Genomic DNA, 16,143 nt, shown 5'->3' with positions numbered 1-16,143 from the left:
CGTAAAAACAAAGACTTAAAGCGCGGGAAGCGAATCTGAAAGATCGCGACGCGCTTTAGGGCGGCCGGCCGGCCTCAACGATAACAAGGGGAACAACAAGCGTTGTCGGCATTCTTTCTCAAGCGCGCCCTGCAGGCCTTCGTTGCCGTGCTGGGCGTGATCACACTGATCTTCTTTCTGCAGCGGCTGGCGGGCGACCCCGTGCTGCTGCTCGTTCCGCAAAACGCCACCCAGGCCGACATTGAAGCGATGCGTACCTCGCTGGGCTTCGACAGGCCGCTGGCGGTTCAGTATTTCGATTATCTCTCCGGCCTGATTATGTTCGACTTCGGTCGCTCCTATGTCCAGAACGTGCCGGTCTGGACGCTGATCCTGAGCAGGCTTCCCTACACGTTGATGCTCGCCGGAGGAGCGCTGCTCGTCGCCTTCGGCATCGGCATTCCGCTTGGTGTGGCCATGGCTGTCCGGCGCGGTAAGCCGGAAGCCAAGGCCATGATGGGCTTCGTGCTTGCCGGCCAGTCGATGCCGACCTTCTGGAGCGCGATTCTCATGATCATTGTCTTCGCGGTCTGGCTTGGCTGGCTGCCGCCATCAGGGGCAAGAAGCTGGTCGAGCCTGATCATGCCGTCGATAGCGCTGGGCCTGTTGTCGATGGCGACTTTCGCCCGGGTTGCACGTACGGCCGTGCTTGACGAGCTTGAGAAGGATTATGTCCGCACCGGCCATGCCAAGGGCTTGCCGATGCACCGCATCGTCGCGCGCCACCTGCTGCGCAATGCAGCGATACCTGTCGTAACGGTCGCTGCCCTGGAGATTGCCAATCTGCTGGCGGGGGCGGTCATCGTCGAGACCGTTTTCGCGTGGCCGGGGCTTGGCCAATTGACCGTTCAGGCGATCAACGCGCGCGACTTCATGCTTGTGCAGGGCGTCGTTCTGCTCGGCGCCGTCACCGCGATCGTGCTCAACCTGGTCGCCGACCTGCTCTACAGCATCATCGACCCGCGCATTCGGCTGGAAGGAAACGCCTGATGGTGTCCTCATCCGCTGCCGTGGCGCGGCCCGCAAAGACGAGACGCCTTCCATGGACCGTGGTGCCTTTCCTGGCGATCCTTGCCGGGTTGGTCCTTATGGCGATCTTCGCGCCGCTCGTTTCGCCGGTCGATCCCAACGCTCAGAACCTGCTCGCGCGGCTCAAGGCGCCCGGCTTTTCCAGCCGCGGCATCGTCTATTATCTCGGCACCGACGAGCTTGGCCGCGACGTGCTGAGCCGCATCATCTATGGCGCGCGCGTGTCGCTGCTGGTGGCCTTCGCCTCCGTCGCGCTGTCGGGCATCTTCGGAAGCACGCTCGGCATGGTCGCCGCCTTCTATCGCGGCTGGGTCGAGACCGTGCTGATGCGGCTCGTCGACATCGTGCTTTCGGTGCCGGCGATCCTGCTCGCCATCATCACAGTTGCGGTATTGGGCCCGAGCCTGACCAACGTGGTCATCGTGCTCGCGCTGACGCGCTGGCCGCGTTATGCGCGCGTGGCCTATGGCCAAACGCTTTCCGTTGCCAACATGCCCTATGTCAGGCTTTCCCGTTTCATGGGTGCGGGCTGGTTCAGGCTGCTCTCGCGGCACATCCTGCCCAACATCGCGGGAGGGCTGATCGTGGTGGCCACGCTGGAGTTCGGGCTGATGGTGCTGTTCGAGGCGGGCCTGTCCTTCCTCGGGCTGGGCGTACAGCCACCGACATCGAGCTGGGGCGCTATGCTTTCGACCGGCCGCAATTATGTCGGCACGGCCTGGTGGATCGCCACATTCCCCGGCGTTGCCCTGTTCCTGCTCGTTCTGGCCATCAACCTCATCGGCGATCACATGCGTGACCGCCTCGATCCGCGCTCGCGTTAGGAGACATTTCGTGAATTTCGGTACTGAATTCAACGGCAAGAAGGTCGTGGTCACGGGCGCTGCAGGTATCATCGGCGGCTGGATCGCGGCGGCTTTCGCAGCCGAGGGCGCCACGCTCTGCCTGACCGACCGCAATGAGAACCGCATCAAGGCGATACGCGATGAGCTGCCAGGCACGGGACATCTCGCTTTTGCTGCGGATTTGACAGATGCGGCCTCGATGACAGCCTTCGCCGGCCGTGTGGCCGATGAATGGGGTGCACCGGACATTCTCGTCAACAATGCCGGCATCTATCCGTCCGGCTTCCTGCTCGACATTTCGATCGAAGACTGGGATGCCATCATGGGCGTGAACCTGCGCGCGCCGTTCCTGCTTTCCAAGCTCTTTGCAAGGCAGATGATCGATGCCGGCAAGGGCGGCTCCATCGTCAACATCTCATCGGGTGCCGCCCGCAAGATGCGCACAACGGTCGTGCCCTATTGCACCTCGAAGACAGCGCTCGACCGGCTGACCAAGGGCTTTGCCCTCGAACTCGCCGAATACGGCATTCGCGTCAATGCAGTTGAACCGGGCTTCATTGCCGGCAGCGAAGTCAGCAGCCTGCCGGATGAGCATGTCGATGCGGTCCTGGGCTCGATCCCGCTTGGACGCCCGTCCTCCAGGCAAGACGTGGCGTCGGCGGTCCTCTACGTCAGTTCGGAGGCGGCCGGATATGTCACCGGCGCCACGCTGACGGTGGATGGCGGCAACTCCATCGGATCGCAGGCCGTCTTTCAGGCCAAGAAGAAGGCCTTGTGAGGAGACGACAATGACGCAAACCCGAACTCCATTGCCCGCTTATGAATGGCCGAGTGGAAAGACCTCGGCAACGCTGCTGTCGGTCGATGTCGATGCGCAGGTGCCCTATATGTGGGCGCAGCGCGACGGTGTTCCCGACCGGCTCGGAACACTGGAAATCCGTCGCTTCGGCCCACGCACCGGGCTCTACCGGCTGCTCGATCTGTTCGCCCGCTATCGCGTGAAGGCCAGCTTCTACGTGCCCGCGTTTGCCGTCGAGGCAAATCCGGAAATCCTGCCGGCCATTCTCGAGGGTGGCCACGAGATAGGCCTGCACGGTTATTTTCACGAGATCGTTTCAGAAGTCTCCGACGACGAGTTCACCGGCGCGCTTGAGGCAAGCATGGAGCTGTTCGTGCGGCAGACGGGCGCCAGGCCGGTAGGCTTCCGCTCGCCCGCCTGGGAGATGACGCCGCATATGCTGCGCGAGGTGAAGCGGCTCGGGTTGGCCTATGATTCCTCGCTGTCCGGTTTCGACCATCCTTACGAGATCGACGGCGTGCTGGAGATTCCGGTGCAATGGGCGATCGACGATGCCATCTTCTTCAAGTTCGAAGGCGGTGGCCGTGACAAGTGGCCATATCAGTCGGGCCGGGCGGTGCTGCAGGACTGGCTCAGTGAATGGCGTATGCTGCATCGCTTCGGCGGACTGTTCACGCTGACCGTGCATGACTGGATTTCGGGCCGGGCACAGCGCATCGCGCTTCTGGAAGAACTGCTGGAGGCGATAGTCGCTGAACAGTCAGCCTGGGTGGCGACCGCAGCGGAGATAGCGAAGCACCACGCCACTTCAGCAAATCAGGGACGTTTCGCCGTGGAAAGCGCCATTCCGCAAGCGATCGGAAAGCGGAGGTTCGGACAAGATCATGGGTGAGCATTGGAACGTCCGCAAGCGCGAATTGCGCACCGCTTCGGGGCTGGTCGCCTGCCAGAACTGGCTGGCGGCTGAGGCCGGCGCAGCTGTGCTTGCTCGCGGCGGTAACGCGATGGACGCTGCCGTAACCACCGCGCTGACCCTCAGCGTGGTGGAACCATGGCTGTCGGGCATCGGCGGCGGCGGCTTCCTGTTGCATGCGGACGGAGCTACCGGCGCTGTCGACACGCTCGATTTCAATGTGCGCGCCTCCCGTAACCTAAATTCCGCCGACTATCCGATCGTTCCGGGACGCGACGGCGACTGGTTCGACTGGCCGCAGGTGCGGGAGGATCGCAACCTTTTTGGCTATGGTTCGATCTGCATTCCCGGTGCGGTTGCCGGCCTCGCCGAAGCGTTGCAGCGGTTCGGCACGATCAGCTTCGCTGATGCTCTTCAACCGGCCATCGAACATGCACGAAATGGCCTTGTGCTCGACTGGTACACAGTTCTGTGCCTGGCCATGGACGCCGAGGGGTTGGGGCGTTTTCCAGGATCCGCAGCACTTTTCCTCAAGGACGGTCGAGCACCGCGCGTGCAGGAACTGGGCGCGGTGCGGACCATTCCCATGCCACGCAAGGCAGCGATGCTGGAACGTCTGGCTGCGGCTGGTGCGCGGGATTTATACGAGGGCGAAGTCGCTCGCACATTGGTCGCAGAACTCCATGCCGGCGGTTGCCCGATCGACGGCAAGGAACTCGCCGCTTACGCACCGGAATGGTGCGCGCCACTCAAGGCCGAGTATCGCGGGCTGGAAGTCAACGCCATGCCAGGACTTTCGGGCGGGCCGACCATGGTCGAGGCGCTGGGCGAACTGGATGCGACACTCCCAGCCGAAGGGCCGCTGTCGGGTCGCACCGCACTTGCCTTTGCGCGTGCCATCCGCCGTGCTTCCGAACGCAGACTGAAGACACTTGGCCATGCCAGCGGCGAGAGCTGCACCACCCATGTCAGCGTGGTCGATCGCAACGGGACCATGGTTTCGCTGACGAACACGCTTTTGTCGCGCTTCGGCTCGAAAGTAGTGCTGCCGTCGCTCGACCTTCTGATGAACAACGGGATGATGTGGTTCGATCCAAGGCCGGGCCAGCCGAACTCGATCGCGCCGGGCGTGAAGCCGCTTGCCAATATGTGCCCAATCGTCGTCCTCAAGGACGGGCGGCCGAAACTCGCTCTGGGGGCGGCCGGCGGACGGCAGATCATGCCGGCAGTGACGCAAATCCTCTCCTATGTCGCGGCCTTCGGCATGTCGCTGGAGGAAGCCATGCACGCCCCGCGCATCGACGCCAGCGGCGTTCAGATCAAGGTGAATGACAATGCACGTCCCGATGTAGCCGCCCGGCTCGGTGAGGAGTTCCCGGTGGAAATAGTGGCCGACACGCTCTACCCGGTGAAGTTCGCCGTGCCGTCGGCAGTGCTGCGTGATGGAGCGGAGAATATCGGCATGGCCCATCCAAACCATCCCTGGGCCGCGGTGAGGGCGGAGGGCGCATGACGGCACCTCTTCTCCAGGTGAACGACCTGCGGGTGACCATTGGCGGAAATCCGGTGGTCGACGGCGTCAGTTTCCATGTCAGCCAGGGTGAAATCCTGTCGCTCGTCGGCGAGTCCGGTTGTGGCAAGTCCATGACGGCATTTTCGGTCATGGGGCTCTTGCCGAAGGTGGCGCGTGTCGCGGGTGGCTCGATCAATCTCGGCGGCAAGAACATGCTGACGCTCCCTGAAAGAGAGCGGCGGCGGATGCGTGGCAACGAGTTCGCCATGATCTTTCAGGAGCCGGTCGCCTCGCTCAATCCGCTGATGAAGATCGGGCATCAGATCGAGGAGAGCCTCGTGGTTCATCGCGGCCTGAACGGCAAGTCGGCCCGAAAGGCGGCAATCGCGATGCTGGAGGAAGTTGGCATTCCGGAACCGGAAATCCGCTTCGGACAATATCCCTTCGAACTTTCGGGCGGGATGTGCCAGCGTGCGATGATCGCCATGGCCCTGATCTGCCAGCCGAGACTGCTCATCGCAGACGAACCGACAACCGCACTCGACGTCACCATCCAGGCGCAGATACTGGAGTTGATGAAGCGCCTGCGTGACGAGACCGGCACGGCGATCCTGCTGATTACCCACGACATGGGCGTGGTTGCCGACATGGCCGACCGCGTCGCGGTGATGTATGCCGGCCGCGTTGTCGAGGAGGCGCCGGTGGACGCGCTGTTTGCCAGGCAGGAGCATCCCTATACCCGGCTTCTCCTGTCGACCATCCCGCGGCTCGACGACGAACCCAAAAGCATCCTGCCGACCATCGAGGGACTGGTCCCCGACATAGGCCAATGGCCTGTAGGCTGCCGCTTCAATCCGCGTTGCCCGCTGGCCGACAAGCCCTGCCTGGAAAGCCAGCCGCCGCTTGCGGCACGGAGCGACCAGGGCAATGCCGCCTGCTGGCACGCTGACCGTGTGGGAGAGATCGCATGAGCGACATCCTGCTTTCCGTCAGGGATCTCAAGGTCCATTTTCCCATCCGGGGCGGGTTGCTTGGCCGGCCTGCGGGCTGGGTCAAGGCAGTCGACGGCGTCGATCTGGACATCCGCCGCGGCGAAAGCGTTGCGCTGGTGGGCGAATCCGGTTGCGGCAAGTCCACCCTGGGCGCGGCCGTGCTCGGCATGATCACGCCGTCTGCCGGCAGTATCACCTTTGAAGGAAAGCCAATCGTGCATGGGCTGGCGGCAACGCGGCGTTCGCTGTCGCGCGACGTGCAGATCGTTTTCCAGGACCCCGTTTCCGCTCTCAACCCCAAGCTCACCATCGGCGAGAGCATCGCAGAGCCACTGCATATCCAGCACGTCGGTTCAGCAGCCGAGCGGAAGGAGCGTGTGGCGGAACTGTTGAAGATGGTGGGGCTGCATCCGCAGCATGCGGATCGCAAGCCCAATGCCTTTTCCGGCGGCCAGCGCCAGCGCATCGTGATTGCCCGCGCGCTCGCGCTCAACCCGAAGCTGCTCATACTGGACGAGCCGGTCTCTGCGCTCGATGTGTCGATCCGCTCGCAGATACTCAACCTGCTGCTCGAACTGCAACAGAGGCTCGGGCTGTCCTATCTCTTCATCAGCCATGACCTGTCGGTCGTGCGGCATTTCGCGGACAAGGTGGCTGTGATGTATCTCGGCCATCTGGTGGAGACCGGACCGACGACCACGGTCTTCGCCAATCCGGTACATCCCTATACGGAGGCTTTGCTTTCGGCGGTGCCGCTACCAGACCCGGTCCTGCAGCGCCAGCGCCGCCGCATCGTGCTGAAAGGCGATCTGCCGAGCCCGGCCAACCCGCCAAAGGGCTGCAAGTTCGTGACCCGCTGCCCATTGGCCGAGAGCATATGCCACGAGACGCAGCCGCCGCTGATGTCGGTGGGCGCGGAGAGACTGGCTGCCTGCCACATCCGGGCGCCTGCTACATGAGAGACGTCGAGGACCGATGAAACAGGAATTTTCCAGACACGAGATCAACGCCCCCGATGCACCGCAGACGGTGCATCGGCGCTATGCGCAGGGCATTGAGATCAGAAATGTCAGCCATACACTTTATATCAGCGGGCAGATTCCTGTGGAGGCGGACGGTGCCCGCCCGAGCGGCTTCAAGGCGCAGGCGCGGCTTGCCTGGAGAAACGTCGAACGGCAGCTCGCAGCGGCTGGGATGAGCCTCGACGATCTCGTCAAGGTGACGGTGTTCCTGGCGGGCTACGAGTATCGCGATGAAAACGCCGCGGTCCGCTTCGAGATCATGGGCGACCGGATGGTCGCGCTTTCGACCGTCATCGCCGGCCCCTACGATCCCGCCTGGTTGATCGAAATCGAAGCGATCGCCGCTGCCTGACTGCATTAGGCCGACAGAACGGCAGACGGGTCACGCATGGTGCCGTGCTGATCGTTCGCGGCGCGCGGGCGCTGGTCATTCTGCTTGCCGTATTGTGGCTTAGCGCGATCCTGCGACTGAGCCCCGGCACGCTCATGCAAAACGACGCCGTCACGACCCAGCTTATGCGCGGGGTGTTGCGCGGCGTCATAACCCTGCTTGTTGCCGATCTGCTCTGGCAGCTGTCGAAAGCCTATATCGCCAGAAAACTGGAGATCGCTTCATCCGCCGACCCGCTCGATGCGGCTGAAGCAGCGCGCAGGGGGCGTCTGCGCACGCTGCTGCCGATCTTCCGCAACATGCTGGCCGTTTTGATTGCCGCGGTGGCTGTTCTCATGGTGCTGTCCGAGCTTGGCGTGCAGATCGCTCCGTTGATTGCGGGCGCCGGCATATTTGGCGTCGCCATCGGGTTTGGGTCGCAGACGCTGGTCAAGGACGTGATCAGCGGTGTCTTCTACATGCTGGACGACGCGTTCCGCGTCGGGGAATACATTCAGAGCCGCAGCTACAAGGGCACCGTGGAGTCCTTCAGCCTGCGATCTGTCAGGTTGCGGCACCATCGTGGTCCGGTATTCACCGTTCCTTTCGGCGAACTGAGCGCGGTCGAAAATATGAGCCGGGACTGGGCGATCGACAAATTCCTGATCCGCGTTCCCTTCGATACCGACATCAGGAAGGTCAAGAAACTGGTGAAGGTGGTTGGCGCCGAGTTGCTCGAAGATCCGGAAATAGCGCCTCAAATCATAGAAACCGTGAAGATGAAGGGTGTCGAGCAGTTCGGGGATTTCGGCATGGAGCTGAGCTTCTCCATCACGACGAAACCCGGCTACCAAACGGGCGTGAGGCGGCGAGCCTACACCATGATCCGCGATACGTTCTTTGCCAACGGGATCGAGTTTGCCCAACCCACCGTGCAAGTGGGCAACGACGAGAAGTCTGCCGCCGCTGCTGCAGCTTCCACGACAGCACGAGCCCGCAAGACAGCCGCTCAGGCTGCGGGGGGCTAGGAGCAACCGACATCTGTGGCGTCATGGCTTTGAGATTCAATAGACGAGCGCTGTCGTCGGTCCCAAAGGTTGAAGAGCTCGATGCCAAAACCCTCAAAATCCTTGGTGTTGGGCGTCGCCAGGACTAGATTCTGTGCAATCGCGATGGCAGCGATCAAGCCGTCCATTGACGACAGGCCGCGTCAGGGTTTGGTTTGGTCACTTCCGACGATCCGGACGCCTTGGTGAAATTGACGCGGAAGCGGTCACGGCGAGTCATTTCGGCCGAGACATGACCGAACTGCTTGTAGACTGGCGTTCGGCGACCTTGGCCGAGGAGGTGAGGCCGGCACGCAGCGAATGGCCGGAAAACTTTTGAACGCGCTCGTCTTTGGACAAATCACCACGCAATCCGGCAGCAAGAATTGCTTTCTTGACGAGTCGCGCCACTTCCTGATCGTTCAGCCGGTTGGCGCCGACTTGCTTGCCCTGGCCTGTGACTCGCCGGAATAGCGGCCCATGAACAATCTTTGCCAGTTTCAGCCAGGTCTGCAGCGCGACAACGGGGCAGGTTGCATCGGAGGAGCCGCGGCTGATTTCAGCCTCGCGCCAGCCGGTTTTTCCCCGCAGTCTGACAAGAACGCCCTTGTCGAGAACCTCGATCCAGCCACGGCCGTCTTCGGTCTGGTCCCGACCAACGTCGAGACCGACAATTTCCGAGCGGCGCAAGCCGCCGGCGAAGCCGAGCAAAAGCATGGCTCTATCTCTTAGGCCGCGCAAAGTGCCACGATCAAGCGTTTCCAGCATGGCGGTAAGATCCTCGGGCAGGATGGCTTCCTTCTGGCGGGGTGGAGTGGCGTGTGAATTACGAATTCCAGCCATTACAGTGGCAATATGCCGGTCCTTGCGGTCAAATGATTGGCCGCGCTGGGCATAATTCCAAGACAGAGAGGAAAGGCGGCGCTCGATCGTCGACACTGAGTTCGGCTTTTTGCCCCGGCTGGCCGTACCGACTGTACTGCCGGACGCACAGGCAGTGATGTAAAGCCTAACCACCTGCGGGTCCGGTGGCAGGGCATCCAGGTGCTGACGCCGGCACCAGGTGGTAAAATGCTTCCAGTCGGCAGCGTAGGCGCGGCGCGTGTTGGCTGAACTCGCCGCCTCGACGTAGTCGCGGGCGTGATCGGCGAGTGTTTCATCAAGGGCGATAGCGACGATCGCCGAGGTGTCGATGACCATCAGTTCGGCAGTCCATTCTCGTCGTAGCCGAGGATCTCATCGACGCTGCGCGCGTCGAGCACGGGCAAGGCCGCCCAGTGCCGGCGGCTCGCAACCAGGTCTTCCAGCAACGCGGCCTTGCGGGCGTCGGAGCTGCCGCGACGTAGGCGCTCTTCCAGCGCGCTCGCCAGTTGCTCGGTCTCTTTGTCTTTGACGCTCAATGCCACGTGAAGGTTCCCAGATTCCTAAAAATCCGCATTCTACCTAGATAGCATGCGACGCGACAAATTCCACGATACTCGCAGACTTTCCCTATCATCGAGCAGAGAGAGGATGCGAGTAGATCGTGCTCGGCAAGACCGTTGGCACGCATCTCGAACTGGAGCTCAAGAACCTTACCAAGACCTTCGAGGAATTGCGCTCAGACCGTGTACGAGAAGCCGCCGAGCATATCCACGAGGCGCCGCGGCTCTGGGTTCTCGGGCTAGGCATGGAGGAGGGATTGGCGCGCTACGCAAGGCTGATGTTCGCCCGGCTGCGCCACAGCGTCATGATCCTCGGGGTCAATCAGGCATCATGGGCGGAAGACCTCGCCATGACCGGGCCGCGCGATGCGTTGCTGTTGATCACGCTGCCGCCGGCGCCGAAGCTGCTTACCTCGATGCTGAGTTATGCACAAGCGACACCGATGAGCGTCGTCACGATCACAGACCGCATTTATGCTGCGCAGGCTCAGCGTTATTCGAAGGTCGTGTTGCCTTGCCATGTCTCCAGCTTTGGTCTCGGGCCCTCGCATACCACGATCGTCAGCGCGATCCGGTTCCTGGCCTTGACCTACGCCGCGCATGCCGGCCGCTCGGCCACACAGCGCGCCGACATCATCTCCGGTGTCCATGAGGAGCTGGGCGACCTGGAATAAAGGTTTCCGGGAATGGAGATGAAACGCGGTTCGAATTTTCACAATGTCTGTCCGCGGTGAGGTGCCGCGCACCTGGTCTCCCGTTACGCCTACAATCGAAATACGACATCTGCCGTATTGATCCGCTCGGGCTATTTTCCATTATTGCTGCGGGTAATGGCTTGGGGCTTTTTTGAAATGTCGGGTAGATTGTTTATAAGCCGTGTCGCAGCGCTTCTCTTGTCGACCGCGCTTTGCGGTAGCTTCTCTGGCTCCGCCAGTGCACAGACCTCCGGCGACCCGACTGATCCGGAAAGCTGGCGCACCCCGGAATACCGCGCGCAATGGGGGCTCGATTTCATCAATGCTGCCGATGCCTATGCGAAGGGGCTCGATGGCAGCGGGGTCATGGTGGGACTGATCGATGGTGGTCTTGACATAAATCATCCTGAATTTGTGGGGCGCTATATCGAAGGTGTCACTTTCGATCCATCGTATCCCTGGAACGTGGACGCGGAGAACCACGGCACTTCAGTTGCATCCATTATTGCCGCCAATCGCGATGGAGTCGGCATGCATGGCGTGGCTCCCGGAGCAATGATCGTTTCTGCCAACAGGTACGGCGGAGATGAATACGGCGATCTTTATGGCATCTCGATGCTCGTCGAGCGTGGAGTGCGCATCTTGAACAACAGCTATGGGTTTTTACGCCCGACTACGGATATTACCTTCGAAGAAGCGGAGAGCGGCTTTGAACGGGAGCTTCCGGTTTATCGTCGCGCTGTCGCCGAAGGAGCTCTTCTGATCTGGGCCACGGGAAATGAAGGATGGAGCCAACCCGCCATAAACGCGGGCCTTCCCTTCTATTTTCCGGAACTGGAGTCCGGTTGGCTGGCGGTCGCCGCGGTTGCGCCCGGCGATATGCCGATATGGTCGAATCGTTGCGGCGTCGCCATGAACTGGTGCCTGGCAGCACCTGGCGGCGGCGACGTCTGGGAGTGGGACGACGGCGGCAAACAATGGGTCTGGATAGGAGACCGGGACGACATTTTGGTTGCCAATGCAGGCGGCGGATACAGCAAGGAATGGGGCACCTCATTGGCTGCACCGTTTGTAGCCGGCACTGCCGCGCTGGTTGCGCAAATGTTTCCTTACATGACCATGGAGCAAGTGCGCCAGGTTCTGCTCGGGACGGCCCGGGATGTCGGCGCTCCGGGCGTGGACGAGATCTTCGGTTACGGCCTGCTCGATGCCGGCAAGGCAGTGCTCGGACCTGGCAAGTTCGACTGGAGCGACTTCCACGCCGTGATCGACGAAGGCAAAAGCGTATGGGAAAACGACATCACCGGCGATGGCGGGCTGATGAAGTCGGGCAATGGCGTGCTTGTCCTGACTGGTGACAGCGCCTATCTCGGCGACACCCGCATCGCCGGCGGCGTGCTTGCCGTTAACGGCAGCATAACATCCGATACGCTCATTGATCCGGCCGGCACGCTCGCCGGCACCGGCACGATCTTCGGCGACGTGGACAACAATGGTGCGGTCTACGCCGGCTGGAATCGCGACGGCGGCACGCTGACCATCGACGGCAATTATCGCCAGCGCGAGAACACCTGGCTGGTCGTGGAACTCGGCGCGCCAGACGGCACGAGCCGTCTCGACGTCACAGGCACGGCCACGATCGAGGGCGGGTCGGTCGATGTCGCGTTCGAGCCCGGCGCCTATGGTGGCGATGCGCGCCACACGATCCTGTCTGCAGATGGCGACGTCACTGGACAGTTCGCGGATGTCTGCAACTGCTATGCCTTCCTCGATTTCGATCTCATCTATGATCCGACGAATGTCTATCTCGACGTCTCGCGCAACAGCGTCGCCTTCGCCGACGTCGCCACCACACGCAACGGTGCAGGGGTCGCGGGAGGCATCGAAAGCCTCGGCCTGGACAACCAGCTCTACGGCATCGTCACGACCCTGAACGCGGATGGGGCAGCCGTCGCCTTCAACCAGCTTACCGGCGAGATCCATCCCTCGCTTGCCGGCACGCTGGTCACGCAAACCAGTCTCATCAGCGATGCGGCTTCATCACGCCTTCGCACTGCCTTTGCAGATGTCGGCACCCCGGCGTTGCCGGTCATGGCCTATGGCCCGGACGGGCCGGAACTCGCTCCCGCCACGACCGATCGTTTCGCGGTCTGGAGCCAGGCGCTCGGCGCTTGGGGAAAACGCGATGGGACGGACAATGCGGCGGGCCTTGACCACTCCATCGGCGGCGTGCTGTTCGGCGGCGACGCGGCTGTGGGCGACGCCTGGCGGGTCGGCGTGCTCGGCGGCTACAGCCAGACCACATTCGAGAGCCCGCGTACATCCTCGTCAGGCTCCTCCAAGAATATACACCTCGGCCTTTATGCCGGCACCGAGTGGGGTGCGGTCGCCCTGCGGACGGGTGCTGCCTACACATGGCACGATATTGAAACCCGGCGCGCGCCTCGGTTCAGCAGCTATTTCTATGATTTCGACGGCAAGCCGGCAGCAGACTATGACGCAGGCACCGCACAGGTCTTCGGCGAACTCGGCTATCGCATGACGGCTGGCAATCTCCGCCTGGAACCTTTTGCCGGACTGGCATATGCAAGCGTCAGGGCGGACGGCTTTGCCGAAAAAGGCAGCGGGATGGGTCTCTTTTCCGCAGCGTCCACCACCGATGTAACCTTCACAACACTCGGCGCACACGCCGCTACCGACTTCGACATCGGCAGCCTCGCCGCAACCGCCCGCGGCATGCTGGGCTGGCGTCATGCCTTCGGCGACACCGTGCCGACCTCCACCTTCAGCTTTGCCGGCGGCACGCCTTTCGCGATCGAAGGTCTGCCGATCGCCAAGGACGCGCTCGCGATCGAAGCCGGACTGGACCTGCAGATTGCGAAGGCTGCCACACTCGGCTTCGTCTATGCCGGCCAAGTCGCCAGCCAGGCACAGGATCACAGCTTCAAGCTCGACCTTGCCGTGAGGTTCTGACCACTATCGGCCTGAAGAACGTTCAGATCCGGATCAAAGCTGGTTTCGGGATCCTGTTGCAAGAACGAAAGTTGGTGCGAACGGGATCGCGGTTGCTGCTTTAGACAGAGCAAATCCGAAACATAGAGGCCGTAATTTTTTATCCTCACCGAGAACGCAATCCTTTTTGAAAAAGTCAACATTTTGAAATTCATGGATAAATAGTTTTTCAAGTCAAAAAGAAAAACTTTTCCAAAAAAATAGATAATTCCATCGCAAATGCCTAAGGTAGGCGAAATATGTCCGATGGAGCGTCCCATGAGCTTTCAGAATCCGGTTTTCATCCCTGGCCCGACCAACATGCCGGAGGCCATCCGCAACGCCTGCTCCATGCCAACCATCGATCACCGCTCGCCGGTATTCGGAAGCATTCTCGCACCTTGCCTCGAGGGCGTGCGAACGGTCCTGAAGTCGCGCGATGCGCAAATCTTCATCTTCCCGTCCACGGGAACCGGCGGCTGGGAGACGGCGATTACGAATACGCTTTCGGGCGGCGACAAGGTTCTCGCCGCCCGTAACGGCATGTTCTCGCATCGCTGGATCGATATGTGCCAGCGCCATGGCCTCGACGTGGAAGTTGTTCAGGCGCCTTGGGGCGAGGGCATACCGACGGAACGTTACGAGGAGTTGCTGAGGGCGGATCGCGACCATCGCATCAAGGTGGTTCTCGCCACCCACAACGAAACGGCAACCGGCGTCAAATCCGACATCGCAGCCGTGCGCCGTGCCATCGATGCAGCGGGCCACCCCGCAATGCTCTTCGTAGATGGGGTCAGTTCCATCGCCTCGATGGATTTCAGGTTCGACGAATGGGGTGTCGACGTGGCGGTCACCGGTTCCCAGAAAGGTTTCATGCTGCCGCCCGGGCTTGCGATCGTCGGCTTTTCCAAGAAAGCGATGAAGGCTGTCGAAACCGCCGGCTTGCCGCGCGCCTTTTTTGACGTTCGCGACATGGCCAAAAGCTACGCCAGCAACGCATTTCCCTACACCCCGCCGTTCGGGCTGATGAACGGTCTGCGGCTGTCGATTTCCATGCTGCTCGACGAGGGGCTGGAGAATGTCTTCGCCCGTCATGCGCGAATAGCAGAAGGTGTCCGTGCCGCGGCCCGCGCCTGGAACATGCCGCTTTGTGCCGTGTCGCCGGACCTCTATTCAGATACCGTCAGCGCCATCCGGACGCCGGAAGGCTTCAATGCGACGGAGATCGTCACGCGTGCCGCCAGCCAATACGACATGGCCTTTGGCGTGGGGCTTGGCGACGTTGCGGGAAAGGTCTTCCGCATTGGCCACCTCGGCAGTCTGACGGATGCTATGATGCTTTCGGGGTTGGCGACCGTCGAGATGGTCATGGTAGATCTCGGCCTGCCGATCAGGCTCGGCTCGGGGGTTGCAGCGGCACAGGAGGTCTACCGGCTGGGCGGCAAGGTTCGCGCGAAGGCGGCAGCTTGATGAAGGACGCGGCTGAGATGTACATCCCCACTTTCGATGATGTCAGGGCGGCTTATGAGCGGGTCAAACCGCACATTCATCGCACACCGGTCCTGCGGTCGAGCTATCTCGATGGCCTTACCGGCGCGGAACTCTTCTTCAAATGCGAGAATTTCCAGAAGGCGGGCGCCTTCAAGGTTCGCGGCGCCTCCAATGCCGTCTTCGGCCTGAGCGACGGAGAAGCGCGCAAAGGTGTCGCCACGCATTCCTCGGGCAATCACGCATTGTCGCTCAGCTATGCGGCCGGGCGGCGGGGAATTCCATGCCATGTCGTCATGCCGCGTACCGCACCACAGGCGAAGAAGGACGCGGTGCGTGGATATGGCGGCATCATCACCGAATGCGAGCCATCCACTTCGAGCCGCGAAGAGTATTTCGCGCGGGTGCATGCAGAAACCGGCGCCGACTTCGTTCATCCCTACAACGATCCGAGGGTGATCGCCGGGCAGGGTACATGCAGCCTGGAGCTGATGGAGCAGATGAAGGATTTCGGCGGCGGGCTGGACATGGTCGTGGCGCCGATCGGCGGCGGCGGCATGATTTCCGGCACATGCCTGACGCTTGCGACGATTGCCCCTGATGTGAAGGTCATTGCGGCCGAACCTGAACAGGCAGACGATGCGGCACGCAGCTTCCGCGCCGGCCGCATTATCGCAGACGACGCGCCGGAAACGATAGCGGATGGGCTGAAGGTGCCGTTGAAGGAACTTACCTGGCATTTCGTCTCAACCTACGTCGCCGATGTCCTGACGGCCAGCGAGACCGAGATCGTCGATGCGATGAAGCTGATATGGCAGCGCATGAAGATCGTCATGGAGCCGAGCTCCGCCGTGCCGCTGGCAACCATTTTGAAGAACCCCGACACCTTCCGCGGCAAACGCGTTGGTGTCATCGTCACCGGTGGCAATGTCGATCTGGCCAAGCTGCCCTGGATGCAGGCCTGAAGGAGCAAATCT

At 61.7% G+C, this 16,143-nt stretch carries 14 protein-coding genes and 3 pseudogenes; 13 read left to right on the top strand and 4 right to left on the bottom strand.

The features are described 5' to 3' along the window. Positions 1-102: 102 nt before the first annotated feature. From G6N74_RS11385 to G6N74_RS11345, 9 genes and pseudogenes are all read left to right on the top strand, one after another. Positions 103-1,029 (top strand): ABC transporter permease, encoded by a 927-nt coding sequence (locus G6N74_RS11385; protein WP_165117323.1) that lies wholly within the window; start codon positions 103-105, stop codon positions 1,027-1,029. Next, positions 1,029-1,892, top strand: coding sequence for an ABC transporter permease (locus G6N74_RS11380; RefSeq protein ID WP_165117321.1), 864 nt, complete (start codon positions 1,029-1,031; stop codon positions 1,890-1,892). The genes G6N74_RS11385 and G6N74_RS11380 overlap by 1 nt, the downstream gene beginning before the upstream one ends. Before the next feature lie 10 nt (positions 1,893-1,902). Further along, the gene (locus G6N74_RS11375) at positions 1,903-2,691 is read left to right on the top strand and encodes an SDR family NAD(P)-dependent oxidoreductase (RefSeq protein WP_312857864.1); all 789 of its coding nucleotides are present in this window, start codon (positions 1,903-1,905) and stop codon (positions 2,689-2,691) included. 10 nt (positions 2,692-2,701) lie between these two features. Beyond that, on the top strand, positions 2,702-3,604 hold the full coding sequence (locus G6N74_RS11370; RefSeq protein ID WP_165117317.1) for a polysaccharide deacetylase family protein: 903 nt from the start codon (positions 2,702-2,704) through the stop codon (positions 3,602-3,604). Next, entirely contained in the window at positions 3,597-5,138 is a 1,542-nt protein-coding gene (locus tag G6N74_RS11365; RefSeq protein ID WP_165117315.1) for a gamma-glutamyltransferase family protein, read from the top strand. Before G6N74_RS11370 ends, G6N74_RS11365 begins: the two co-directional genes overlap by 8 nt. Next, a complete protein-coding gene (locus G6N74_RS11360) occupies positions 5,135-6,109 on the top strand; it encodes an ABC transporter ATP-binding protein (protein WP_165117313.1) in 975 nt (324 codons plus the stop codon). Before G6N74_RS11365 ends, G6N74_RS11360 begins: the two co-directional genes overlap by 4 nt. Continuing rightward, the gene (locus G6N74_RS11355; RefSeq protein WP_165117311.1) at positions 6,106-7,089 is read left to right on the top strand and encodes an ABC transporter ATP-binding protein; all 984 of its coding nucleotides are present in this window, start codon (positions 6,106-6,108) and stop codon (positions 7,087-7,089) included. The genes G6N74_RS11360 and G6N74_RS11355 overlap by 4 nt, the downstream gene beginning before the upstream one ends. 16 nt (positions 7,090-7,105) lie before the next feature. After that, entirely contained in the window at positions 7,106-7,504 is a 399-nt protein-coding gene (locus G6N74_RS11350; protein ID WP_165117309.1) for a RidA family protein, read from the top strand. A 44-nt stretch (positions 7,505-7,548) separates the two neighbouring features. Then, positions 7,549-8,550 (top strand): annotated as a pseudogene (locus tag G6N74_RS11345) (mechanosensitive ion channel family protein); the annotation flags it as partial. On the opposite strand, the pseudogene G6N74_RS30725 reads toward G6N74_RS11345, so the two are convergent. The 3 genes and pseudogenes from G6N74_RS30725 to G6N74_RS11335 form a co-directional block, all read right to left on the bottom strand. Beyond that, a pseudogene (locus G6N74_RS30725) lies at positions 8,547-8,732 on the bottom strand (hypothetical protein); the annotation flags it as partial. The pseudogenes G6N74_RS11345 and G6N74_RS30725 overlap by 4 nt on opposite strands. Beyond that, positions 8,705-9,768, bottom strand: a pseudogene (locus G6N74_RS11340) (site-specific integrase). The pseudogenes G6N74_RS30725 and G6N74_RS11340, both read right to left, overlap by 28 nt. Further along, complete coding sequence (locus tag G6N74_RS11335) at positions 9,768-9,974, bottom strand: type II toxin-antitoxin system VapB family antitoxin (RefSeq protein ID WP_165117308.1); 207 nt, start codon at positions 9,972-9,974, stop codon at positions 9,768-9,770. Before G6N74_RS11335 ends, G6N74_RS11340 begins: the two are co-directional and overlap by 1 nt. A 119-nt stretch (positions 9,975-10,093) precedes the next feature. On the opposite strand from G6N74_RS11335, the gene G6N74_RS11330 reads away from it, so the two are divergent. Together G6N74_RS11330 and G6N74_RS11325 are read left to right on the top strand one after the other, a co-directional pair. Further along, positions 10,094-10,666 (top strand): MurR/RpiR family transcriptional regulator, encoded by a 573-nt coding sequence (locus tag G6N74_RS11330; protein WP_205826634.1) that lies wholly within the window; start codon positions 10,094-10,096, stop codon positions 10,664-10,666. Between the two features lie 177 nt (positions 10,667-10,843). Beyond that, complete coding sequence (locus tag G6N74_RS11325; protein ID WP_165117307.1) at positions 10,844-13,660, top strand: autotransporter domain-containing protein; 2,817 nt, start codon at positions 10,844-10,846, stop codon at positions 13,658-13,660. Here the strand turns inward: G6N74_RS11325 and G6N74_RS11320 are convergent. After that, positions 13,624-13,959: a hypothetical protein gene (locus G6N74_RS11320; RefSeq protein ID WP_165117306.1), complete on the bottom strand. Its 336-nt coding sequence runs from the start codon at positions 13,957-13,959 to the stop codon at positions 13,624-13,626. The genes G6N74_RS11325 and G6N74_RS11320 overlap by 37 nt on opposite strands. Between G6N74_RS11320 and bhcA the strand changes: the two genes are divergently transcribed. After that, positions 13,958-15,148, top strand: a complete 1,191-nt coding sequence (bhcA, locus tag G6N74_RS11315; protein ID WP_165117305.1) for an L-aspartate--glyoxylate aminotransferase BhcA — start codon at positions 13,958-13,960, stop codon at positions 15,146-15,148. The two genes, G6N74_RS11320 and bhcA, sit on opposite strands and share 2 nt — an antisense overlap. 17 nt (positions 15,149-15,165) lie before the next feature. Next, a complete protein-coding gene (gene bhcB / locus G6N74_RS11310) occupies positions 15,166-16,131 on the top strand; it encodes a beta-hydroxyaspartate dehydratase BhcB (protein ID WP_205826661.1) in 966 nt (321 codons plus the stop codon). Positions 16,132-16,143: the final 12 nt, after the last annotated feature.

Source organism: Mesorhizobium zhangyense, assembly GCF_011045115.1.
Classification (GTDB): domain Bacteria; phylum Pseudomonadota; class Alphaproteobacteria; order Rhizobiales; family Rhizobiaceae; genus Mesorhizobium_M; species Mesorhizobium_M zhangyense.
Note: the sequence above shows the minus strand (reverse complement) of the source record. Positions and strands in the feature narration are given on the sequence as shown.